Origin of the sequence: Chromobacterium sp. LK1 (genome assembly GCF_001043555.1) — a bacterium.
GTDB lineage: Bacteria > Pseudomonadota > Gammaproteobacteria > Burkholderiales > Chromobacteriaceae > Chromobacterium > Chromobacterium aquaticum.
Genome location: NZ_LDUI01000028.1, coordinates 30,643 through 53,081, shown reverse-complemented (window position 1 = coordinate 53,081; position 22,439 = coordinate 30,643). Strand labels below are relative to the sequence as shown.

Below are 22,439 nucleotides of genomic sequence, written 5' to 3'. Positions count from 1 at the left end.
CCTCCATACAGGCTGTGTATGGCCGCCGCTGGATTGCTAGGCTGCGAACTCCCGCGGAAACCGCATTCAACCTGCTCCAGGAGTTCGCCTTGAAAGACATCGCGCTTATCGCCTTCGACCACTTCACTGACATCGACCTATTCCTCATGTGGGACCTGCTGGGCCGCAACGGCAAAGACTGGCGCGTGCGCATCCTGGGCGCACAGCCGGTCCTGCATTCGGCGCACGGCCTGACGGTGCCGACGCACGGCCCGCTCGCGGACGCCAATTACGCCGATGCGGTGCTGTTCTCCAGCGGCAAGCAAGGCGTGCCCGCCGCGCTCGCCGACCCGGACTTTCTGCCCGCGTTCGCGCTGGACCCCCGCCGTCAACGCATCGGCTCCATCTGCGGCGGCGCCTTCATCCTGGAACGGCTGGGCCTGCTGCCGCAGGGCCGCGCCACCACCCATCCGGATGCGAAAGCCGCTTTGCAGGCACAGGGCCTGCAAGTCCTGGACCAACCCTTGGTCTGCCACGGCAATATCGCCACCGCCGGCGGCTGTCTCGCCTCGCTCTACCTAGTGGGCTGGCTGGTGGAATCGCTGTTTGACGCCGACAAGCGCCGCGAAACCCTGCTGCCGGTGCTGCCCGCCGGCCAACAGGCGATTTACGAAGCCTTGATCGACGACAGCCTCCGCCTCAGCGCATCTTGAGGCCGCCGCCAGTATACCCGCGCCGGCCATGCCATTAGAATTTTTCGTTCGCATTCAAACACCGGCGCGGCGGCAAACCCCTCGCAAAATACTCGTCCGATTTTCGGTTGTGACGGTCTTGGGCGCCCCCTAAGCTGTGCGCATTCCAACCGGAGCACACCCATGGACTTCGCCGCCCTGCACCACCAAGCCGAACCGCTGTTGATCGCCAATGTCTGGGACGCCGTCAGCGCCCGCCTCGCCGAACAGGCCGGCTATGCCGCCATCGGCACCTCCAGCGCGGCGATGGCCGCCATGCTGGGCTACGAGGATGGCGAAGCACTCGGCTTTGCCGAATTGCGCCAGCTTGTCGCCCGCCTGCGCACCGCCAGCCGCCTGCCCCTGAGCGTGGACATGGAAGCCGGCTACGGCGACAGCCCCGAGCGCATCGCCGCCAATCTGAGCGAACTGGCCGCGCTCGGCGTCGTCGGCGTCAACCTGGAAGACAGCGTGGTGCGCCAAGGCCAGCGCAGCCTGCAGGATGCGGCTGCATTCGCCGCCATGCTGACGGCGGTGCGGACAGCGCTGCGCCAAGCCGGCCACACGCTATTCCTCAATATCCGCACCGATCCCTTCCTGCTGGGCCTATCCGACGCGCAAGCGCAGACCATCGCCCGCGGCCGCCTGTACGCCGCCCACGGCGCCGACGGCCTGTTCGTGCCTTGCGTGGTGCAAGAAACGGACATTCGCGCCATCGTCGAAGCGGTGCCGCTGCCCTTGAATGTGATGTGCATGCCGGCCTTGCCGGACTTCGCCGCGCTGGCGCGGCTGGGCGTCAAACGCCTCTCCATGGGCAATGCCGTCCACGAACAATTGCAGCGCAGCTTGCTGAACATGCTGCACAATATCCGCGCCCAACAATCCTTCCAGGCAGTCTTCACCCATGCTGATCACTGACACCGAACAGGCCGACGGCTATTACCGGGCGCTGCTGGAACGCGCCGAGGCATACAACGGCATTTTCTTCGTCGCCGTCCGCACCACCGGCGTGTTCTGCATCGCCAGTTGCCGCGCGCGCAAGCCGAAACGGGAAAACGTCGAGTTTCACTCCAGCTTCAAATCCGCGCTGGATGCGGGCTTCCGGCCCTGCAAGATCTGCCGCCCCACCGAGAACGCCCACGCCGCGCCGCCGGCGGTGGCCCAGGTCATGACCTGGCTGCGGGCCAGCCCCAAGGACCGGATCAGCGATGGCCAGCTCAGACAGCGCGGCATCAGCCCGGAAGCGCTGCGCCGCTGGTTTCTCCAGCACCACGGCATCACCTTCCACGCCTTCCAGCGCATGCTGCGCATCAATACCGCGCTGCGCGAACTCAAGGGCGGCCGCAGCGCCACCGAGGTCGCGCTCGACAGCGGCTACGACTCGCTCAGCGGCTTTGCCCACGCCTACAAGAAACTGACCGGCAGCGCTCCCAGCGACAGCGCGCGCGTCATCCTGCTGCACCGCTTCACCACCCCGCTGGGCCCGATGCTGGCCTGCGCGACGGAGCGCGGCCTGTGCCTGCTGGAATTCACCGACCGGCGCATGCTGGAAACCGAATTCAAAGACCTGCAACGCCTGCTCAAGGCGCGGATCATCGCCGGGGAAAACGCGCACACCCGGCAAGCGGAAACAGAGATAGGCGAATACTTCGCCGGCCGCCGGCGACATTTCGACGTGGCGCTGGACACGCCGGGCAGCGAATTCCAGCGCGGCGTATGGCAAAGCCTGCGAGCGCTGGACTACGGCAGCACCCACAGCTATCAAAGCCTGGCGGAACGGATGGGCCGGCCCAGCGCGGTGCGCGCGGTGGCCGCCGCCAATGGCGCCAACCGCATCGCCATCATCGTTCCCTGCCACCGCGTACTGGGCAAGGACGGCGCGCTGACCGGCTATGGCGGCGGCCTGGCGCGCAAGCAATGGCTGCTGGAACACGAACGCGGGCCGGCCATGGACTCGACGTTCCGGCTGGAGGCTTAGAACCTGTTTACGATCTTTTCTGATCGGAAGTGTTGTTCAAAGCATTGAATCCGCTACGCGGATGATGATTTAGAGCCGGTTCCGCCCGGCTAACGGAAAGGGGAACAACGCGGCCAAATTCCCCTTTACCCCAAAGGCCGCCCTGCAAGCCTGGCCTGCGGCTTCCCGCCGGTTCCCGTCAGGCCCGAGGCGCGTCGGATACGTGGTCTCCTACGTATCTAGCAACGGCTAACCACATCTACAAAAGATCGTGAACAGGTTCTTAGAACCCGTGCAAAGCCTCCAGAGCGGGCGGGACCGTTTTTCCGGCAATTTTTCCGGCAATTTCAAAAGCTACTATTGACATGCTCGCGACTTTCCTATAAAAAGTCCGGGCAGGATTTTCAAGCGTCATATCTATCGATACCTCGTTGCCCATCAAGTGGTCTTCTTTGTTTCCTTATCTATTCCTTGATTATCATGCCAATTCGATAATTTTATTGTCCTTAACAGACATATGGAGTGCATTATGGAAACGGGTACCGTTAAATTTTTCAATGACGCAAAAGGCTTTGGCTTTATCACCCCGGACAATGGCGGCGACGATCTTTTCGCTCACTTCTCCGAAATTCGCGCGGATGGCTTCAAATCCCTGCGCGAAGGTCAAAAAGTAAGCTACACCCGCGCAATGGGCCAAAAAGGCCCGGCAGCGACCGCGATTCAGCCGCTGTAAGCATTACAGCGTCTAAATAGCAAAAGCCCCATATGGGGCTTTTCGTATTTTAAAAATAAGACCTGCCTCAAGGCAGGTCTTATTGATTGGATAGCAGAAGTGCACGCAGCACCCCTGCCAACAGCCGGCCCCACAGGGCCGGCTGCTCCTCCTCCGGCTTAACGCTTCTTCTTGCGCCGTGGATTGCGCTGCACCGCGTACAGCTCATCCAGGCTCAGATAGAAGCGCTGCACCGCCTCCACATGCCGCACCAGGTCCACCTGTTGCGCTCCCAGGTTCAACAACATCTCCAGATAGTTGAAGAAGCATTTGCAGAGGCTGCGGTGATGGCCGCGATCGCTGAAATCCATATCGCTGGCGATGCGGAACAACAAGCCGCGCGCGGAGTGCTGGCGGTTGAGTTTCAGCAACTGCGCCAAGTGAGCCGCGTACTGCCGGCCCAAGGCGCAAGCTTCGAACTCATCCTTGGCTTCCGCCGGCTGCCAGTAATGCGGATGAGTGCGGCCTTCGATACGGCGGATGAAGGGCAGGCTGAGGTCTTTGGCTTCGCTGCCGGCAAAGCGATAGCGCGAGCGCGGCAACAGCGGCGCGAGTGGAGATGCCCGGTTTTGGGCGTGAGTGGGGGACGAAGAGAGTTCGATGCCAAGCACCGGACGGACAGGCTTTACCATTTGCAACCTCCTGAGCAGAAGGGCCCAGCCGCAAAGCGGCAAGGCGGGCACATGACAAGAGTTAGTCTACCGGTGAGCTACTGCGAAAGCCGGCGCGCCCGCGAGGGCGCCACTTGCCACGGCCCGCCCGAATAGGCAAAGCAATGGCAACGGATACGCTGTGAAAAAGCGCATCCGCGGCAGTAGCTCTTATTCGGGAGACTAAACCCGAGCGCCGCGATTGCTGCGGCGCGGAGGCTATTGTTGGGGAGGCGCGGGAGAGCGTCAAGCCGGCGACATCCGGCAAGACGGAAATAGCCACGGAGCGCGCGGGATGCAAGCCATCGCTTGGGCTAGGAATAGCGTTAAATCGGCTGTTCAGGCTGCCCCGCAAAATGCCGGCGCACCCACTGCTCGCACAGCAGCCAAAGCTGCGGCGCGCCTTTCTGGATCACCGGGCCGTAACGGGACAGCACCTGCTCCAGCGAAACATCGTTCTGCGTCCAAGTCCCGCCGCCGGTGAAGACATTGATCAGCAAAGGCTGGAAACGGTCCAGCGCCTTGGCGAAACAGGCATCGGCGCTTTCCGCGCGCTCAAACTCGCGCCACAGCGTCAGCAATTCAGCGCCCTGCTCCGGCGGCAACAAGCCAAACAAACGCTCCGCCGCCCTCGCCTCCGCTTCCGCCTGCGCTCCAGGCACGGCCTGGCCGTGAATGGGGAAATCGCCGGCATCCACCTCCACCACATCGTGCAACAGCAGCATCTTGATCACCCGCTCGGTGTTGACCGGACCGCTGGCGTAATCGCCCAGCAGCAAGGCGTACATCGCCAGATGCCAGGAATGCTCGGCCGAGTTCTCCCGGCGGCTCTGGTCCAGCAACGGCGATTGCCGCAGCACCGACTTCAAGCGGTCTATCTCTCTCAGAAAATTCAGTTGCCGTTCCAAGGCCGATACTTGCATCGCTTATCCCGCATTCAGGTTTGTTTCGCCACGGAGGGGGATTATAGCTGTGGTCAAAGGTCTAGTTACTCAGCTTTGCCACAGGAGAGCTTCTTGGAATAGTCAGTCATGGCCAGCAGTAGTAAGGATTACAATTGCTCACAGCCCTACATGCGGTCCAAGTACTTATAGATCAGAGCCAAAATTTGACAACGGCATTTTTATGCCAGATGATTGGATTTCATGTGAACACCCCTTACTAGAGGGCCAACCAGGGGTGCCAACTTTTAGCTAGGGCCCGGGAGTTTAGTGTGAACATCGAATCTATTCTCTGCTCATCTTGGCCAGAGTTCAAAACTAAGGTCATCTCAGATCAGTTCCCCGATGGAAATTTCACTCGTGGGCGCTTTCTTTTTCGGGGACAAGGAGGGGAATCATGGCCTCTGAGCTCATCTTTTGATCGTTGGTATAGTGCATACGGCGGAAGCCGAGCAAACAAGACCAAAATAGCAGATCAACTCTTAGACGGTTTTCAGAAAGAGTGTGAGCTTGAGGATATTCCTCCACATGTAAGGGAAAATAAGCTATTGATGCTAAGCATGGCCCAGCACAATGGGCTTCCTACACGCCTGCTTGACTGGAGCGAGAGCCCTTACGTTGCAGCCTTCTTCGCATTCAGCGGCCACATCCGACATGGGACTTCTAACGAAAAAAATGTTGCCATTTGGATTCTAGATAGCACCCAGGATATTTGGCACTCAGATTTTGGATGTGAGATCGTTTCTGTCCCTAGCTTTGGAAACGAACGCATCAGAAACCAACATGGGCGCTTCACCCATCTGAAGACCCCTTCTGACTCATTAGAAGAATACGTGGGTCAGTTCTCGGGCAACATAATCTCCCTCCGAAAATATCTCATCCCAGTAAGAGAGGCTGGTGCTGCAATGGCTGATTTAGACTCAATGGGCCTCAACCATGCCAGAATCTATCCAGGACTGACCGGCAATGCCAAAGCAGCCGAAGTCCGCGTGATTCTCGGGATGTACAAAGTATGACCAGAGGTCTAATAGTTTCATCGGTCATGGTTACCATTGACTGACGATCATCATAGGGCCGTATGTGTGAAATTTTCACATACAGCTTTTGTGATGGCATCACAATAACATATAACTTTAAAAATCGCCCTTGCAGAGCATCTGAATCGCCCCTGCTTCTCTAGATACTTTACGAGTGCAATCCATACAGAAGCAGACGTCAAATGTCTGGCTGTAACTGATCGCCTCGGTCAAAAAGCGAGTATCTAAGGAATTGATACAACATAACAAAGAAGAAGGGACCAACGGCCCCTTCTCTCTTATCAAACTCGGACCATCTTTATTCGGACCCGCCGGACTTTATTCGCTCTGGTCACGAGCCAAGCTCCGCCTCACTCCACCGTCACGCTCTTGGCCAGATTGCGCGGCTTGTCGACGTCGGTGCCGCGCGCCAGCGCCACGTGGTAGGCCAGCATCTGCACCGGGATGGCGTGCACCACCGGGCTGAGCACGCCGACATGGCGCGGGGTGCGGATCACGTGCACGCCGTCGGATTCGCTGAAATGGCTGTCCAGGTCGGCGAACACGAACAGCTCACCGCCGCGCGCGCGCACTTCCTGCATATTGGATTTCACCTTTTCCAGCAGCGCGTCGTTGGGGGCGATCACCACCACCGGCATGTCCTCGTCCACCAGCGCCAGCGGGCCGTGCTTGAGTTCGCCGGCCGGGTAGGCTTCGGCGTGGATGTAGGAGATTTCCTTCAGCTTGAGCGCGCCTTCCAGCGCGATGGGGAAATGCAGGCCGCGGCCCAGGAACAGCGCGTTGTCCTTGGCGGCGAACTTGTCGGCCCAGGCCTTGATCTGCGGCTCCAGGTTCAGCGCGTGCTGCACGCTGCCCGGCAGGTGGCGCAGTTCGTCCAGGTAGCGCGCCTCGTCGGCGGTGCTGACCTTGCCGCGTACCTTGCCCAGCGTCACCGCCAGCGCGAACAAGCCCACCAATTGGGTGGTGAAGGCCTTGGTGGAGGCCACGCCGATTTCGGCGCCGGCACGGGTGAAGAACACCAGTTCGCTGGCGCGCGGAATCGCGGATTCGCGCACATTGCAGATCGACAGCGCGTAGCGGTGGCCCAGTTCCTTGGCATATTTCAGCGCTTCCATGGTGTCCAGCGTCTCGCCGGATTGGGAGATGGTGGTCACCAAGTAGTTGGGGTTGGCCCAGGCGTCGCGGTAGCGGTATTCGCTGGCGATTTCCACGTCGCACTGCACGCCGGCGATGGTTTCGATCCAGTATTTGGCGGTCAGGCCGGCATAGTAGCTGGTGCCGCAGGCCAGGATCTTGACGCCTTCCAGCTGCGGCAGCACTTCGCCGGCGCGCTCGCCGAACAGCTCGGGATTGAAGCCGTAGTCCTGCACCGCGTCTATGGTGTCGGACAGCGCCTTGGGCTGTTCGTGGATTTCCTTCTGCATGAAGTGGCTGTACGGGCCCAGTTCCAGCGAGGCCAGCGATACGTCGGACACATGCACCGGGCGCTGCGCCGGCTGGTCATCCTTGTCCAGCAGTTCCACGCCGTCGCGGGTCAGCCGGCCGATGTCGCCCTCTTCCAGGAAGATCACGCGGCGGGTGGCGGACACGATGGCGGAGACGTCGGAGGCGATGAAGTTTTCGCCGTCACCCAGGCCCACCAGCAGCGGGCAGCCCATGCGCGCGCACACCAGTTCGTCCGGGCGGTCCACCGCGATCACGCCGATGGCGTAAGCGCCGGTCAGCTCGCGGCTGGCGCGCTTGACCGCGTCGAACAGGCTGGCGCCGGCCTGGTAGTAGTGATGCACCAGGTGGGCGATGACTTCGGTGTCGGTCTGGGATTCGAAGGCGTAGCCCAGGCCTTTCAGGCGCTCGCGCTGCTCTTCGTGGTTTTCGATGATGCCGTTGTGCACCACGGCGATCTTGCCGAAGGATACGTGCGGGTGGGCATTGGGTTCGGTGACGCCGCCGTGGGTGGCCCAGCGGGTATGGCCGATGCCCACCTGCCCTTGCAGGCTTTCTTCCGCAGCGGCGTTTTCCATCTCCGCGACGCGGCCGACGCGGCGCACGCGACGGATGGCGTCGCCGGCCAAGACCGCCACGCCGGCGGAGTCATAGCCGCGATATTCCAGCCGCTTCAGGCCGTCCACCAACACCGGAACCACATTACGCGCCGCGATGGCGCCGACAATGCCGCACATTACTTTCTCCTTGGACTATCAGTGGGCGAGGACGCGCAGATCAGCGCAATGCCCTTCGCCTGAATTTGGGTTCTGGCCTCCGCCGACAAGGCGTCGTCGGTCACCAGGGTATGGATGCGCTCCCACGGCAATTCCAGATTGGGGATGCGCCGGCCTATCTTTTCCGATTCCACCATCACGATGACTTCGCGCGCCACTTCGGCCATCACCCGCGACAAGCCCACCAGTTCGTTGAAGGTGGTGGTGCCGCGTTCAAGATCGATGCCGTCGGCACCGATGAACAACTGGTCGAAGTCATAGGAACGCAGCACCTGCTCCGCCACCTGGCCCTGGAAGGATTCGGAATGCGGGTCCCAGGTGCCGCCGGTCATCAGCAGCGTCGGCTCGTTCTCCAGCTCGCGCAGCGCGCCGGCCACGTTCAGGGAATTGGTCATCACCACCAGGCCACGCTTATTGCCCAGCAGCGGAATCATCGCGCTGGTGGTGGTGCCGCTGTCTATGATCACGCGGTTGTGGTCGCGGATGCGCTCGGCGGCGGCGCGGGCGATGGCTATCTTTCGTTTTGAAACCTGTTCCGCGTCTTCCTCAACCACCATCTCCGACGGCAAGGACACCGCGCCGCCGTAGCGACGCAGCAGCAGGCCGCCGGTTTCCAGCAGGGCCAGGTCTTTGCGTATGGTCACTTCAGAGGTGGAGAAACGCTTGGTCAGCTCGTCCACGCTGACCTCGCCGCGTTCCTGCACCAGGGCGGCGATGGCGTGACGGCGTTGCTGAGTGTTTCGCTTGGTCATTTTATGTTTCGTTTCGAAAGTTTTGCGATGATAGCAGCGCAATTTCTAGCGCGCAAGCGGACCCATCAGACCCAGCCGCCGCATCCGCGACACCAGCGTGCTGCGCGCCAGTCCCAGTTGCCGCGCGGCGGCGGATACATTGCCCTGATGCGCGGCCAGCGCGGCCTGGACCTGCTCGGCTTCGCGCGCGCGCAGCTGGCCGCGCAGGCCGCCGTCGGCGCGCGGCGTGACGTCCGGCACGCCCGCGTGCAGCGCGATCCGTTCCAGCCGCGCACCGCCGTCGTGCAGCAGCAGGCTGCGGCGCAGGATGTTTTCCAGTTCGCGCACATTGCCGCGCCAGTCGTGCGCCAGCAGCGCCGCTTCGGCTTCCGGCGCCAGCTGCGTCACCACGGGCTTGAGTTCCGGGGCGTGGCGGGCCAATAGTTCGCGGGCCAGCAAGGGCACGTCGCCGCGCCGGTCGCGCAGCGCCGGGATATGCACATAGCCGACGTTGAGCCGGTAGTACAGGTCTTCGCGCAAACGTCCCTGCGCCACCGCCGCCTGCGGTTCCTGGTTCAACGCTGCGATCAGCCGCACATTGGCCAGCAGCGATTGATGGCTGCCCAGCGGCTGGTAGCTGCCGTCCTGCAGCACGCGCAGCAGCTTGCCCTGTAGCTGAATCGGCATGGAGTTGAGTTCGTCCAGGAATAGCGTGCCGCCGTCGGCCTGGCTCAGCAGGCCCTTGCGGTTTTCCGCGCCGGTGAACGCGCCGCGGACGGTGCCGAACAGCGTGCTTTCCAGCAGGGTGTCGGGGATGGCCGCGCAGTTGATGGTGAACAGCGGCCGGCTGCCGCGCGGGCTCAGCGCGTGCGCGCGCCGGGCAAACAGCTCCTTGCCGGTGCCGGTCTCGCCATAGATCAATATCGGCAGCTCGCTGGCGGCGAAGACGTCCAGCCAGGCGATTTGCTGGCGCATCTGCGGATCGGCGGTGGCGATGCGGGGCACGTCGGCATCCTTGCCGCGCTGGTTGGGCATGTGGCGCAGCTGGCGGCCGATCTCGATCGCGCCCAGCCGTTCGCCGCCACGGCCCGTCAGCGGCACGGCGGTGTGCAGATAGGGAATGGCCTGGCCGTCCGGGCCGATATAGGACTGGCAGACATCGGTGAAGCGCGCGCCGCGCTCCAGGCATTGCAGCAGGGTGCTGTCCTCCCGCGTCAGCCAGGGGTTCTGTTCCAGCACATGCTTGCCGATGACTTCGTCGGCGTCCACGCCGTCCATGCGGGCGCTGGCCGAGTTGTAGTAGACGAAGCGGCCGTCGGCGTCGACCACGGTGGCCGGCCGGTCCAGCGTATCCAGCACCGGCCGCAGGCAGGCCACCAGCCAATCCAGTTCTTCGTTCACGCCCATCCTCCTTTCGCGCCTCTCGCCCAGCGCTCCGCCCGAGCGGATTCGCCGTTGCCATTGACCAATATTCGCCATATTGCGCCAGCTTCCGCGCCATGTCTCGCCAGCTTGATCACCAAAAATCGTCAATTAACCAAACTGGCTGCCGCCCACCCTGGCCGCCAACGCAAAAACCCCGCGCCTTCACGCCGCTGCGGCCGATTTCGGCGCGCCGGCGGCGCACAAGCTTGACCGTGGTCAAACAAAAGCAGCGGCCGAAGCGCCGCGGCTGGCACGCTAGTTGCAGTTAAACAGGCGATATCCCCAACCAAGCATCAGGAGATCGCAATGTTCAAGCACATCATCGCCCGCACCCCTTGCCGTGGATTGGTCAATGGCATTTCCTCCAGCAATCTGGGCAAGCCCGACTACGCCAAGGCGCTGGAACAGCACAATGCCTATATCCGCGCGCTGCAGACTTGCGGCGTGGACATCACCATCCTGCCGCCAGCCGAGGACTTTCCGGATTCGGTGTTCGTGGAAGATCCGGCGCTGTGCACGCCGCATTGCGCCATCGTCACCCGGCCGGGCGCGGACAGCCGCCGCGGCGAAGCCAGCTTGATGGAGCCGGTGCTGCGCCGCTTCTATCAGCAGGTGGAATCCATCCAGGCGCCAGGCACGCTGGATGCCGGCGATGTGATGATGGTGGGCAGCCATTTCTATATCGGCGAATCGGCCCGCACCAATGCGGAGGGCGCGCGCCAGTTGATCGCCATCCTGGAGAAGCACGGCATGAGCGGATCGGTGGTGCGGCTGGAGAAGGTGCTACACCTGAAAACCGGCCTCGCCTATCTGGAAAACAATAATCTGCTGGCGGCCGGCGAATTCATCACCAAGCCGGAGTTCCAGAAGTTCAACATCATCGCCATCCCGGAAGAGGAGTCCTATGCCGCCAACTGCATCTGGGTGAACGGCAAGGTCATCATGCCCTCCGGCTACCCGCACACTCGCGACCGCATCGCCGCGCTGGGCTATACGGTGATCGAAGTGGACACTTCCGAATACCGCAAGGTGGATGGCGGCGTCAGCTGCATGTCGCTGCGCTTCTAAGAACCTGTTTACGATCTCGCGAGCTAGCGCGAGACAAGACGGAAACGAGCGAAAAAGCGGAATGTACACCTGGTACATGAGCACTGAGATCGGTTTCAACGCCGTATCGCCGACGCGTGGCAGATCGTAAACACCTTCTAAAGCCGCCGAGCGCATGAAACCCGGGGCGCGCCGAGCGCGCCCCGCATCTGGGGGAGAACAGAAATGACTCAAGCCGCGGATAAAAAGCTGGGGGTGGTGCCGCTCACCGCGCTGGTGGTGGGCGCCATCGTCGGCAGCGGCATTTTCAGCTTGCCGCAAAACATGGCGGAAGGCGCGGGCGCCGGCGCCATCCTGATCGCCTGGGCGATCACCTTCATCGGCATGCTGGCGCTGACGCGCATTTTCCAATGGCTGTCCATCAACCGCCCCGATATCGGCGACGGGGTCTACGGCTATGCCCGCAACGGCTTTGGCGATTATCTGGGCTTCAACGCCGCCTGGGGCTATTGGATATCGGTGTGGGTGGGCAATGTCGGTTATCTGGTGGTGATGTTCAGCGCGCTGGGCTCTTTTCAGGCGCTGGGTTTCTTCGGCGACGGCAGTTCCCTGCCGGCGCTGCTGTGCGGCCTGTTGCTGCTGTGGACGCTGCACGGCTTCGTGCTGCGCGGCGTGCAGTCGGCCAGCTTGCTGAACCTGATTGTCACCATCGCCAAAATCGTGCCCATCGGCCTGTTCGTGCTGTGCGTGGCGCTGGCGTTCAAGGTTCAGACTTTCCGCCTGGACTTCTGGGGCGGCGCTTCCTTGGGCGGCGTGGGCCAACAGGTGAAGAACACCATGCTGTACACGGTATGGGTATTCCTGGGCATAGAATGCGCAACGGTCTACGCCAGCCGCGCCAAGGATATGCGCACGGTCAGCCTGGCCACGGTGCTGGGCTTCGGCATCACCATGCTGTTGCTGGTTTGCGTGTCGGTGCTGTCGCTGGGGGTCTTGCCGCAGGCGGAACTGGCGGCGATGAAGAACCCGTCGATGGCGGCGGTGCTGGAGCACGCCGTGGGCCCGTGGGGCGGCGCGCTGATCAATATCGGGCTGATCCTGTCGGTGGCCGGCGCCTTGCTGGCCTGGACGCTGATTTCGTCCGAGATGCTCTACCTGGCCGCCCGCGGCGATCAGCACACCGCGCCCGCCTGTTTCGGCAAGCTCAACGCCAAGGGCGCGCCCGCCAACGCGCTGTGGCTGACCAATGGGCTGATCTCGCTGTTCCTGATCATCAATCACCTGAACAACGCCGGCTACAATCTGCTGATCCAGCTGGCGTCCGCGATGGCGCTGATACCCTATCTGCTGTGCGCGGCGTTCAGCCTCAAGCTGGCGTGGTCGGCGCCGGCGAGAACCGCCCGCCTGCTGAGCCTGACGCTGCTGGGCACCCTCTACGGCGCCTGGCTGATCTACGCCGGGGGGATGAAGTTCCTGCTGCTGTCGATGATTCTTTACGCGCTGGGCCTGCCGTTTTACCTGCGCGCGCGGCGCGAGCGCGGACTGCCTGCGTTTTCCTGCCGGCTGGACAGCGTCCTCGCCGCCGGCGTGGCCGCGCTGGGCGCGCTGGCCATCTGGTCGCTGGCGGCGGGATAGCTCGCCCACTCATCGGAGCCACGCCTTGCTTGCGCGGCTCCGATCCGCATTCGTAACGCATCCCCTCACAGGCGCATCCCCGCGCCCAGCGTTCCGGCTCCGGGGCCGTGAAACAGGCATCGCCGTGGGCTTTCCCCATGCCCGTTTCCTCCCTACCCGCCAAGCGTTTGACCCAAGCCCCTGCCTCGCAAGATTTTCCGATTTTTGATACCGGCCGCGCAGCAGTCTGGACTAGCATCGTCTCAACCCAAAAAACCATGGTGACGTTATGGAAAAGGAACGCATCATTCAGGAGTTCGTGCCCGGCAAGCAAGTGACGCTGGCGCATCTGATCTCCCACCCCACCGAGGAGCTGTCGCGCAAGATCGGCGTGGCTCAGGCCGAGGCCATCGGCATCATGACGCTGACGCCTGGCGAAACCGCGATGATAGCCGGCGATCTGGCCTGCAAGGCCGCCGCCATCGAAATCGGCTTCCTGGACCGCTTTTCCGGCGCGCTGGTGATCACCGGCAGCTGCGGCGCGGTGGAGGAAGCGCTGCACCAGACCATAGCCGGCCTGCAACGGCTGCTGGGCTATGCCGTGTGCCAGCTGACGCGTTCCTGAGGGCCGCCCCATGCATCCCTCCCTCCGATACGCGCTGCTGGGACCGGTCGAGGCCGGCAAGTCCACCTTGTTCCACGCTCTGGCCGGCGGTGGCGCGGTACGCAAAACCCAGGCGCTGGAATACGACGCTCAAGGCTGCATCGACACCCCGGGCGAATTCTTCAGCCATCCGCGGCTGTTCCACGCGCTGATCAACAGCACCGCAGAGTGCGAGCTGCTGATCTACGTCCACCCCGCCAACGATCTGGAATGCCGGCTGCCGCCCGGCCTGCTGGACGTGCATGGCCATCGGCGCGTGGCGGTGGTGATCAGCAAGACCGATCTGCCCGACGCCCGGCCCGACGCGGTGGAGGCCATGCTGCGCGAACACGGCTTTGACGGCGAGATCCTGCGCGTGTGCGGCCTGCGACCGGATAGCGTGGCCGAACTCAAGGCCCGGCTGGGGCTGAATCCTGAATCCGCCGCCGCGACGCGGCAAACAGCATGAGGCGAGTAGCAAGATGAAAAAGCTGATCAGTGCCGAAACCGTGCGCGCGGCCCATGCCGCCGGAGAACACGCGCTTTGCGTCAGCCCGCGCGAACACATCGTCACCCCGGAAGCGCGGGTGGTGGCGGAACGCCTGGGCCTGGCCCTAACCGAGGGCGACGCCGCCACGCCGGCCGCAAGCGCCGCACTCCTAGCCGAAACCCCGGCCGCGCCGGCGAGCGGAACCGACGCGCTGGCCGAAATCCGCGCTCAGGTCTTGGCGCGGCTGCCGCCGGGCTCGGTGGCGCCCGAGCTGGTGGAACAACTGGTGCGCAAGGCCGCCGCCGAGCTCCAGCACGCAGGGCCCGCCATCAAATGCGTCCGCGCCCAGGATGTGCGCATGGGCGTATTCGACGGCGCAGGCCCCGGCCAGCAGGTGAGCATCGCCGACGTGATCACCGCCGCCGACGGCAGCTCGATGGCCGCTGGCTTCATGCAGTGGGAACAGGCCTTCTTCCCTTGGACGCTCAACTACGACGAGGTGGACCTGGTGCTGGAAGGCGAGCTGCACATCCGCCGCGGAGAGCAGACCACGGTGGCCAAGGCCGGCGACGTGGTGTTCATTCCCAAGGGCTCCAGCATCGAGTTCGGCACCCCGAGCCGGGTCCGTTTCCTCTACGTGGCCTATCCGGCCAACTGGCAAAGCTGCTGAGGCCGCCATGGGCAATTTCATCACCGAAGACTGGCTGCGCTCCCGCTACTCGCTGGCCCGGCACACTGAAATCCACCTGCCGCGCGATGCCAGGTTGACGCCGTCGGCCGAGGAGCTGCTGAAAAGCCGCGCGGTCGTCATCCGCTATCTGGACTCGCAAGGCAGCGTCTTCGACGCCGGCGCCGACGGCGAACGCCATCCGGTGCACGCGCTGACCGGCAACAACGAACAACGCCAGGAATGCCGCTGCCTGTTGTGCCACCAGCCGGTGGCGCGCAAAACCGAGGCGCTGACCCATCTGGACGCCAACACCCTGGTGCCGAAGAACCATCCGCGCATCGCCCTGCGCGGCAAGCTGGACAGCGCCATCGCCCAGGCGGTGTGGCTGCAGGCCGAATGGGACGAGCGCCAAGCGCCGGCGGCGCTGGCGCGCTGCCTGGCCGATATCCGCTCGGCGCTGGGCAACGCACTGCGCGCCGAAGTCAGCGGCGAGCCCATGCCACCCATCGCCATGGGCGAGGCCGACGAGGCGCACCTCCACGCGCTGTCGCACCGACCGCTGGCCCTGCTCGGCCATGACCACATCGTGCCCGCCGTCGAGCACGGCACGGAAGTGGCGCGGCTCAACCTGCTGCGCGCAACGATACGCGAATGCGAAACCATGGCCGCCGGCCTGTATCTGGACGCGGATTTCCAACTGGCCCGGCCGGACATCCTGCAAGGACTCAACCGCCTGAGCAGCGCGATATACGTGCTGATGCTGCTGGCCTTGCTGGCCAAGCGCGGCCAGCCGCTGCCCGTGCTGGGAGAAACAAGATGAACCTTCTGCTCCAGCAATGCCGTCTCGACGCGCTTAAGCATCCGGCCCGCATCGTGTTCCCGGACAGCCTGGACCCGCGCTGCGTGCGCGCCGCGCATCAGCTGGCGCTGGCCGGCCTGGCGCGGCCCATCCTGCTGGCCAACCCATTCGAGCTGCGCCATTTTTGCCATCTTCACGGCCTGCCGCTCACCGGTTTCACCGTCCATGACCCGGCCGTCTCGCCACGGCTGCCCGTCTACCAGGCGGCGCTGGCCGCGCGCATGCCCAAGGAAGGCGCGGACGCGCTGCTCGCCTCGCTGCGGCGGCCGCTGTGGTTCGGCGCCGCCATGTTGGCGGCCGGTGACGCCGACCTGTGCATCGCCGGCAATCACTCCTCCACCTCGGACGTGCTGCGCGCCGCGCTCAAGGTGATAGGCCTCGCGCCCGGCAACCGCACGGTGTCGTCCATCTTTTTCATGTTGCCGGCAGACGGCGACCAGCCGCTGGGCTTCGCCGACTGCGGCGTGGTGCCGCAGCCCAGCGCCGAGCAGCTGGCCGACATCGCGCTGGCCAGCGCGGACAGCTACCGCCAGATCACCGGTCGGGAACCGCGCGTGGCCATGCTGTCCTTCTCCAGCCACGGCAGCGCCCGCCACCCTGACGCGGAAAAAGTGCGCGCCGCCGCCGCGCTGGCGCGCGGACGCCGGCCGGAACTGATCCTGGACGGGGAGCTGCAATTCGACGCGGCGATGGTGCCGGACGTGGCCGCAGGCAAGGCGCCGGACAGCCCGCTGGCCGGGCGCGCCAATGTGCTGGTCTTCCCGTCGCTGGAGGCCGGCAACATCGGCTATAAGATCGCGCAGCGGCTGGCCGGCTACCAGGCGCTGGGCCCGATGGTGCAGGGACTGGCCCGCCCGCTGCATGACTTGTCACGCGGCTGCAGCGTGGAAGACATGGTCAATGTCAGCCTGCTGGCGATGAAGATGATCCGCGCCAGCGGCGCGGATCAACCGCGAGACCCGCCCGCCGCGCGAGCCCAAACGGCTGACAAAGCGCTTCATTCCGCGGCCGCCTTGCCCCCCGTCTCCCTGCCCTTGCTCGGCAAGGCGGGCGGGGACAGGCAAGCCGAGAACGCTCCGCGTTCCCCTTATTAAAGATGCAGATATTCGTGTTGAACCCCCAACCCCTCAAGGAGTGTGCAAATGGAAGCTCTTGGCATGATTGAAACCCGCGGCATGGTGGCCCTGATCGAAGCGTCGGACGCCATGGTCAAGGCGGCCCGGGTCAAGCTGGTCGGCGTCAAGCAGATTGGCGGCGGCCTGGTAACCGCGATGGTGCGCGGCGACGTGGCGGCCTGCAAGGCCGCCACCGATGCCGGCGCGGCCGCCGCGCAGCGCATCGGCGAACTGGTGTCGGTGCATGTGATCCCGCGTCCGCATGCCGATCTGGAAGAGGTGTTTCCGATCAAGATGTCGGCCGACAAGAACCTGGACTGAGCATCAACTGATCTTGGCCGGCGGCTGAAGCCAAGCCGCCCGGCCGGTTCTCCCCCCGCAAACCGCATGTCGCCCGCGCGCGACAGGGGGAGGTTTTGCCCGCCGCCAGGCGGGATACGGGAGCCAGGCAAATGAAATTGGGCATCGTGGTGGGGCAGGTGGTGTCCACCGTCAAGCACGGCGGCTTGCAGAAAGACCGCCTGCTGCTGGTGGAGATGCTGACGGCGGACGGCCAGCCCAGCGGCGACGCCCAGGTGGCGGCCGACAGCCTGGGCGCCGGCGACGGCGAGTGGGTGCTGCTGGTGGCCGGCAGCTCGGCGCGCAGGATGCAGGACGAAGACGCGCCGGTGGACCTGGCCGTGGTCGGCATCATCGACGAGGTGGTGCACCGGCAGCGGGTGGTTTTCCACAAGTGACCCGGCGCGCCGGGAAGCTTGGCAATTCCAGTTTCAGAAGGAGTGGGTTGTGGAACTCAAGGCAAGCGATATCGAACAAGTGGTGAAGGCGGTGCTGGCGTCGATCGGCCAAACGGCCCCGACGAGCGGCGCGGCGGCCGAAAGCGCGCTGCCGGCCGGCGTTTTCGCCGAACTGGACGACGCGGTGGCGGCGGCGAAGCGGGCGCAGACGGCGCTGGCCAGCGTGGCGCTGCGCGAACGCGCCATCGCCGCCATCCGCGCGGCGGGCGAAGCCCATGCCCGCGAGCTGGCCGAGCTGGCGGTGGCCGAAACCGGCATGGGCCGGGTGGATGACAAGATCGCCAAGAACCTGGCGCAGGCCCGGCACACCCCCGGCGTCGAATGCCTGCAGGCGCAGGTGCTGACCGGCGACCGAGGCCTGACGCTGATAGAAAACGCGGCCTGGGGCGTGATCGCCTCGGTGACCCCGTCCACCAATCCGGCGGCCACCGTCATCAACAACGCCATCAGCATGATCGCCGCCGGCAACAGCGTGGTGTTCGCACCGCATCCGGCGGCCAGAAACACCTCGCAACGCGCGATCACCCTGCTGAACCAGGCCATCGTCGCCGCCGGCGGGCCGGCCGATCTGCTGACCACGGTGGCCAAGCCCGACATCGAAACCGCGCAGCGCCTGTTCCGCTACCCCAGCATTCATTTGCTGGTGGTCACCGGCGGCGAAGCGGTGGTGGAAGCCGCGCGCAAGGTCACCGACAAGCGGCTGATCGCCGCCGGCGCCGGCAACCCGCCGGTGGTGGTGGACGAGACCGCCGACATCGCCCGCGCCGCGCGCGACATTGTCTGGGGGGCCTCCTTCGACAACAACATCATCTGCGCCGACGAGAAGGCGCTGATCGCGGTGGACGCGATCTGCGACGACTTGAAGGTGGAGATGGAAAAACACCATGCGGTGGAACTGACCGCCGACGAGGCCGCCCAGCTACTGCCCATCCTGCTCACCAAGGTGGACGAGCATGGCCGCGGCGCGGTCAGCCGCGACTGGGTGGGCCGCGACGCGGCGAAGATCGCCGCCGCCATCGGTCTGCGAGTGCCGGACGACACCCGCCTGCTGTTTGTGGAAACGCCAGCCGATCATCCGTTCGCAGTCACCGAGCTGATGATGCCGCTGTTGCCGGTGCTGCGCGTCGCCAACGCGGACCAGGCCATAGACCTGGCGGTGCGGCTGGAAGGCGGCTGCCGCCACACCGCGGCCATGCACTCGCGCAATCTGGACAATCTGGACCGGATGGCCAACGCCATCAACACCAGCATCTTCGTCAAGAACGGCCCCTGCCTGGCCGGACTGGGCTTTGGCGGCGAGGGCTGGACCACGATGACCATCTCCACGCCCACCGGCGAAGGCGTCACCTCGGCCCGCAGCTTCGTGCGCCTGCGCCGCTGCGTGCTGGTCGACCACTTCCGCATCGTGTGAGGAACCGCGCCATGCCCACCCTCCCCCTCTCCGCCAACCGGCTGCAACAGCGGCTCAACGCCGCGCGCGCCTTGCATCGCGGCGAAGCCCGCCGCGCGGCCGTGGCCGGCATGCGCCTGGGCATAGACCTGGGCACCAGCGACGTGGTGTCCGTGGCGATGGCGCCGGACGGCGAGCCGCTGGCGCTGCGGCTGGATTGGGCCGATGTGGTGCGCGACGGCGTGGTGTGGAATTTCTTCGGCGCGGTGGACCTCGTCCGCCGCCAGCTGGACGCGCTGGAGCAGACGCTGGGGCATCGCTTCACCGCCGCCGCCACCTCCTACCCGCCGGGCACCGATCCGCGCATCTCGGTCAATGTGCTGGAAGCGGCCGGGCTGGAAGTCAGCGGCGTCATCGACGAGCCCTCGGCGGTGGTGGCGCTGCTGGGGCTCAAGCGCGCCGCCGTGGTCGACATCGGCGGCGGCACCACCGGCATCGCCATCGTCGAGAACGGCCGGGTGAGCCATCGCGCCGACGAGGCCACCGGCGGCCACCATGTATCGCTGGCGCTGGCGGGCCACAGCGGCCTGCCGCTGGCCGAGGCGGAACGCCTGAAGCGCGAGCGCGGCGCCGATGTCTGGCCGGTGGTGCGGCCAGTGTTCGAAAAGATGTGCGACATCGTGCGCCGCCATCTGGCGCGCCTGCCCGCCGGCGATCTCTACCTGTCCGGCGGCTCCTGCTCGCTGCCGGGGGTGCGCGAGCTATTCCGGCGTGAGTTCCCCGCCCACCGCGTCCACCTGCCCGAACACCCCATCTATCTGACCCCGCTCGCCATCGCCCACCATGCGCTGGCCGCGCAAGGAGCAAGCCATGCCAGCCACTGATCTGGGCCAGGCGCTCTATCACGCCATCGATCTGTTCAATGCCCGCGAGGTGCAAACCTTCGCGGTGCCGCCGGCCACCTTCATCGGCGCCGGCGCCATCGCCCGGCTGGGCCAAGCCGCGGCCGAGCGCGGCTATCGCCGCGTCTTCGTCGCCATCGACGGCTTCCTGCTGGAACAGGGGCTGGCCGACAATCTGTTCCGCTCGCTGCAGCGACATGGCGTGGCCGCCGAAACCTACCGCTACCCCGGCGGCGAACCGGACAGCGACACGGTGGAAGCCGCCGCGCGTCAGCTGACCGCCGCGGCCTGCGACGCCATCATCGCCTTTGGCGGCGGCTCGGTGCTGGACACCGCCAAGGCCATCGCCGCGCTGGCCGCCCATCCCGGCATGCGGGTAGCCGATCTGGCCGCCGCCGCCGCGCTGCCCAACGGCCGGATGTCGCTGCTGCTGGCGCCCACCACCGCCGGCACCGGCTCGGAGGCCACCAATATCACGGTGATCACCGACAGCGCCAGCGGTGTCAAACAGGCCATCGCGCAGCCGGCGCTGCTTCCGGACCTGGCGGTGCTGGACGCCTGCCTGACCCTGGCCGTGCCCGCGCCGCTGACCGCGGCCACCGGCATAGACGCGCTGACCCACGCCATCGAGGCCTATCTGGCGCGCGGCGCCAACCCGCTGACCCAGGCGCTGGCGCACCGCGCCATCACCCTGATAGGCCGCGCGCTGCCCATCGCCGTTGGTCAGGGCCACCAGCTGGCCGCCCGCCAGGACATGATGCTGGGCTCCTATCTCGCCGGCATGGCCTTTTCCAATGCCGGCCTGGGGCTGGTCCACGCGATGGCTCACCAGATAGGCGCGCGTTACCACATCCCCCACGGCGTCGCCAACGCGGTGCTGCTGCCCTCGGTGCTGCGCTTCAACCGCCTGGTGTGCGCGCCCCGCTACCGCGAGCTGGCCCACGCGCTCTGCGGCGAAACCCTGGACGCGGACGGGCTGATCGCGGCGGTGACGCGGCTGATCATCGACATCGGCCTGCCCGGCAGCCTGCGGCTGCCCGGCGTCGAACCCGAACACTTCGCCGCGCTGGCCGACGCCGCGCTCGGCGACGCCTGCCTGGCCGGCAATCCGCGCGACGCCAGCCGCGAGCAAATCATCGACATCTACCGCCACGCCTGGCAGCGCCAGGCGCCGGCCTGCTGAATTCGCAATCGGGCACCGCCCACCGTCACAGGAGCAAGAGCAATGGGTATCAATGAAATCATCATGTGGATCATGATGACCTTCATGGTCATCGCGGCGCTGGACAGAATGCTGGCGCAATTCGGCGGTTCGGAAGCCGTGCTGGCCAAGCTGGGGCTCAGCCGCGTCGGCCGCCAGATCGAGGGCTCCGGCGCCCAGTTCGAAGAAGGCTTTCTGGCCATGGGCGCGCTGGGCCTGGCCATGGTCGGCGTGATCGCGCTGGCGCCGGTGCTGGCGCACTGGCTGGGGCCGGTGGTGATTCCGCTGTACGAAGCGGTGGGCGCCAACCCGGCGATGTTCGCCACCACCCTGCTGGCCAACGATATGGGCGGCTTTTTCCTCGCCAAGCAGCTGTCCGGCGGCGACACCGCCGCCTGGCTGTACGCCGGCCTGATCCTGGGCGCGATGATGGGGCCCACCATCGTGTTCAACATCCCGGTGGCGCTGGGCATCATCGCCAAGGAAGACCGCCGTTTCCTGGCGCTGGGGGTGATGGCCGGCATGGTCACCATCCCGCTGGGCTGCATCGCCGGCGGCGCGGTGGCCATGGTCAGCGGCGTCACCGTGGACGGCCAGCCGGTGGACTTCAGCCTGAGCATGATTCTGATCAATATGATTCCGGTGATCGCCGTGGCGGTGCTGCTGGCCATCGGCCTCAAGCTGTGCCCGGAGAAAATGATTTCCGGCTTCCAGATCTTCGCCAAATGCTTGGTGGTGCTGATCACCGCCGGCCTGGCGCTGGCGGTGCTGCAAGCCACGCTGGGTCTCAGCCTGGTGCCGGGCATGGACCCCATCTTCATGGTCAAGGGCGATGCGCCGGGCGCGACGATGCGCGCCATCGAGGTGATAGGCTTCATCGCCTGCGTGCTGCTGGGCGCCTATCCGATGGTGTTCATGCTGACGCGCTGGTTTGAACGGCCGCTGATGAAGGTGGGCGGACTGCTGGGCATGAACAACAGCGCCGCCGCCGGCATGGTGGCCACGCTGGCCAACTCCATCCCAATGTTCGGCCTGATGAGCAAGATGGATGATCGCGGCAAGGTGATCAACGTGGCCTTCGCCGTGTCCGCCGCCTTCACCTTCGGCGACCATCTCGGCTTCACCGCCGCCAATGTCTCCAGCATGATTTTCCCGATGATAGTCGGCAAGCTGGTGGGCGGCTTCAGCGCGGTGCTGCTGGCGATGAGGCTGGCACCCAAGCCGGCCGACGACCGCCTCCGCGCCGCGCTGTCGGCGCAGCAAGGCTGA

Annotated in this window: 23 protein-coding genes; 18 read left to right on the top strand and 5 right to left on the bottom strand. The window is 65.0% G+C overall.

Translation table 11 applies throughout. The annotated features are described in order from the left end of the window. Positions 1-89 precede the first annotated feature (89 nt). From VI26_RS12350 to VI26_RS12335, 4 genes are all read left to right on the top strand, one after another. Positions 90-692 carry a DJ-1/PfpI family protein gene (locus VI26_RS12350; RefSeq protein ID WP_048410051.1) on the top strand — a complete coding sequence of 201 codons (603 nt, stop codon included), beginning with the start codon at positions 90-92 and terminating at the stop codon, positions 690-692. Positions 693-854: 162 nt separating this feature from the next. After that, positions 855-1,628: an isocitrate lyase/phosphoenolpyruvate mutase family protein gene (locus tag VI26_RS12345; protein ID WP_048410050.1), complete on the top strand. Its 774-nt coding sequence runs from the start codon at positions 855-857 to the stop codon at positions 1,626-1,628. After that, entirely contained in the window at positions 1,615-2,688 is a 1,074-nt protein-coding gene (locus tag VI26_RS12340) for a bifunctional transcriptional activator/DNA repair enzyme AdaA (RefSeq protein WP_048410049.1), read from the top strand. Before VI26_RS12345 ends, VI26_RS12340 begins: the two co-directional genes overlap by 14 nt. Before the next feature lie 508 nt (positions 2,689-3,196). Further along, positions 3,197-3,400 carry a cold-shock protein gene (locus tag VI26_RS12335; protein WP_048410048.1) on the top strand — a complete coding sequence of 68 codons (204 nt, stop codon included), beginning with the start codon at positions 3,197-3,199 and terminating at the stop codon, positions 3,398-3,400. A 158-nt stretch (positions 3,401-3,558) separates the two neighbouring features. Here the strand turns inward: VI26_RS12335 and VI26_RS12330 are convergent, their stop codons facing one another. Together VI26_RS12330 and VI26_RS12325 are read right to left on the bottom strand one after the other, a co-directional pair. Then, positions 3,559-4,071, bottom strand: a complete 513-nt coding sequence (locus tag VI26_RS12330) for a hypothetical protein (RefSeq protein WP_156183858.1) — start codon at positions 4,069-4,071, stop codon at positions 3,559-3,561. A gap of 344 nt (positions 4,072-4,415) precedes the next feature. Further along, positions 4,416-5,012 carry an HD family hydrolase gene (locus tag VI26_RS12325; RefSeq protein WP_048410046.1) on the bottom strand — a complete coding sequence of 199 codons (597 nt, stop codon included), beginning with the start codon at positions 5,010-5,012 and terminating at the stop codon, positions 4,416-4,418. A gap of 290 nt (positions 5,013-5,302) precedes the next feature. On the opposite strand from VI26_RS12325, the gene VI26_RS23895 reads away from it, so the two are divergent. Further along, positions 5,303-6,046 carry an FRG domain-containing protein gene (locus VI26_RS23895; RefSeq protein ID WP_082151034.1) on the top strand — a complete coding sequence of 248 codons (744 nt, stop codon included), beginning with the start codon at positions 5,303-5,305 and terminating at the stop codon, positions 6,044-6,046. 371 nt (positions 6,047-6,417) lie between these two features. Here VI26_RS23895 and glmS read toward each other — a convergent pair whose 3' ends face one another. From glmS to VI26_RS12310, 3 genes are read right to left on the bottom strand one after another with little or no spacing between them, the layout of a single operon-like run. After that, a complete protein-coding gene (glmS, locus tag VI26_RS12320) occupies positions 6,418-8,247 on the bottom strand; it encodes a glutamine--fructose-6-phosphate transaminase (isomerizing) (RefSeq protein ID WP_048410045.1) in 1,830 nt (609 codons plus the stop codon). Then, entirely contained in the window at positions 8,247-9,038 is a 792-nt protein-coding gene (locus tag VI26_RS12315) for a DeoR/GlpR family DNA-binding transcription regulator (protein WP_048410101.1), read from the bottom strand. The genes glmS and VI26_RS12315 overlap by 1 nt, the downstream gene beginning before the upstream one ends. 45 nt (positions 9,039-9,083) lie before the next feature. Next, positions 9,084-10,418 (bottom strand): sigma-54-dependent Fis family transcriptional regulator, encoded by a 1,335-nt coding sequence (locus VI26_RS12310; protein WP_231581012.1) that lies wholly within the window; start codon positions 10,416-10,418, stop codon positions 9,084-9,086. A gap of 330 nt (positions 10,419-10,748) precedes the next feature. Between VI26_RS12310 and ddaH the strand changes: the two genes are divergently transcribed. The 13 genes from ddaH (at position 10,749) to eutH (ending at position 22,439) form a co-directional block, all read left to right on the top strand. Beyond that, a complete protein-coding gene (gene ddaH, locus VI26_RS12305) occupies positions 10,749-11,510 on the top strand; it encodes a dimethylargininase (RefSeq protein ID WP_048410043.1) in 762 nt (253 codons plus the stop codon). A 204-nt stretch (positions 11,511-11,714) separates the two neighbouring features. Then, entirely contained in the window at positions 11,715-13,124 is a 1,410-nt protein-coding gene (locus tag VI26_RS12300) for a basic amino acid/polyamine antiporter (protein WP_048410042.1), read from the top strand. Between the two features lie 268 nt (positions 13,125-13,392). Continuing rightward, the gene (eutS, locus tag VI26_RS12295) at positions 13,393-13,728 is read left to right on the top strand and encodes an ethanolamine utilization microcompartment protein EutS (RefSeq protein ID WP_048410041.1); all 336 of its coding nucleotides are present in this window, start codon (positions 13,393-13,395) and stop codon (positions 13,726-13,728) included. A gap of 10 nt (positions 13,729-13,738) precedes the next feature. Beyond that, positions 13,739-14,215, top strand: a complete 477-nt coding sequence (locus VI26_RS12290; protein WP_048410040.1) for a EutP/PduV family microcompartment system protein — start codon at positions 13,739-13,741, stop codon at positions 14,213-14,215. Positions 14,216-14,228: 13 nt separating this feature from the next. Next, the gene (gene eutQ, locus VI26_RS12285) at positions 14,229-14,906 is read left to right on the top strand and encodes an ethanolamine utilization acetate kinase EutQ (RefSeq protein WP_048410039.1); all 678 of its coding nucleotides are present in this window, start codon (positions 14,229-14,231) and stop codon (positions 14,904-14,906) included. A gap of 7 nt (positions 14,907-14,913) precedes the next feature. Next, a complete protein-coding gene (gene eutT / locus VI26_RS12280) occupies positions 14,914-15,726 on the top strand; it encodes an ethanolamine utilization cob(I)yrinic acid a,c-diamide adenosyltransferase EutT (RefSeq protein WP_048410038.1) in 813 nt (270 codons plus the stop codon). After that, positions 15,723-16,859, top strand: coding sequence for a phosphate acetyltransferase (gene pta / locus VI26_RS12275; protein WP_082151033.1), 1,137 nt, complete (start codon positions 15,723-15,725; stop codon positions 16,857-16,859). Before eutT ends, pta begins: the two co-directional genes overlap by 4 nt. Positions 16,860-16,907: 48 nt before the next feature. After that, entirely contained in the window at positions 16,908-17,201 is a 294-nt protein-coding gene (gene eutM / locus VI26_RS12270; RefSeq protein ID WP_048410037.1) for an ethanolamine utilization microcompartment protein EutM, read from the top strand. A gap of 131 nt (positions 17,202-17,332) precedes the next feature. Beyond that, on the top strand, positions 17,333-17,617 hold the full coding sequence (eutN, locus tag VI26_RS12265; protein ID WP_048410036.1) for an ethanolamine utilization microcompartment protein EutN: 285 nt from the start codon (positions 17,333-17,335) through the stop codon (positions 17,615-17,617). A gap of 49 nt (positions 17,618-17,666) precedes the next feature. Further along, positions 17,667-19,088, top strand: a complete 1,422-nt coding sequence (locus tag VI26_RS12260; protein ID WP_048410035.1) for an aldehyde dehydrogenase family protein — start codon at positions 17,667-17,669, stop codon at positions 19,086-19,088. A gap of 11 nt (positions 19,089-19,099) precedes the next feature. Further along, a complete protein-coding gene (eutJ, locus tag VI26_RS12255; RefSeq protein ID WP_053074383.1) occupies positions 19,100-19,951 on the top strand; it encodes an ethanolamine utilization protein EutJ in 852 nt (283 codons plus the stop codon). Continuing rightward, entirely contained in the window at positions 19,938-21,152 is a 1,215-nt protein-coding gene (locus tag VI26_RS12250; protein WP_048410034.1) for an iron-containing alcohol dehydrogenase family protein, read from the top strand. The genes eutJ and VI26_RS12250 overlap by 14 nt, the downstream gene beginning before the upstream one ends. Before the next feature lie 42 nt (positions 21,153-21,194). Beyond that, positions 21,195-22,439 carry an ethanolamine utilization protein EutH gene (gene eutH, locus VI26_RS12245; protein ID WP_048410033.1) on the top strand — a complete coding sequence of 415 codons (1,245 nt, stop codon included), beginning with the start codon at positions 21,195-21,197 and terminating at the stop codon, positions 22,437-22,439.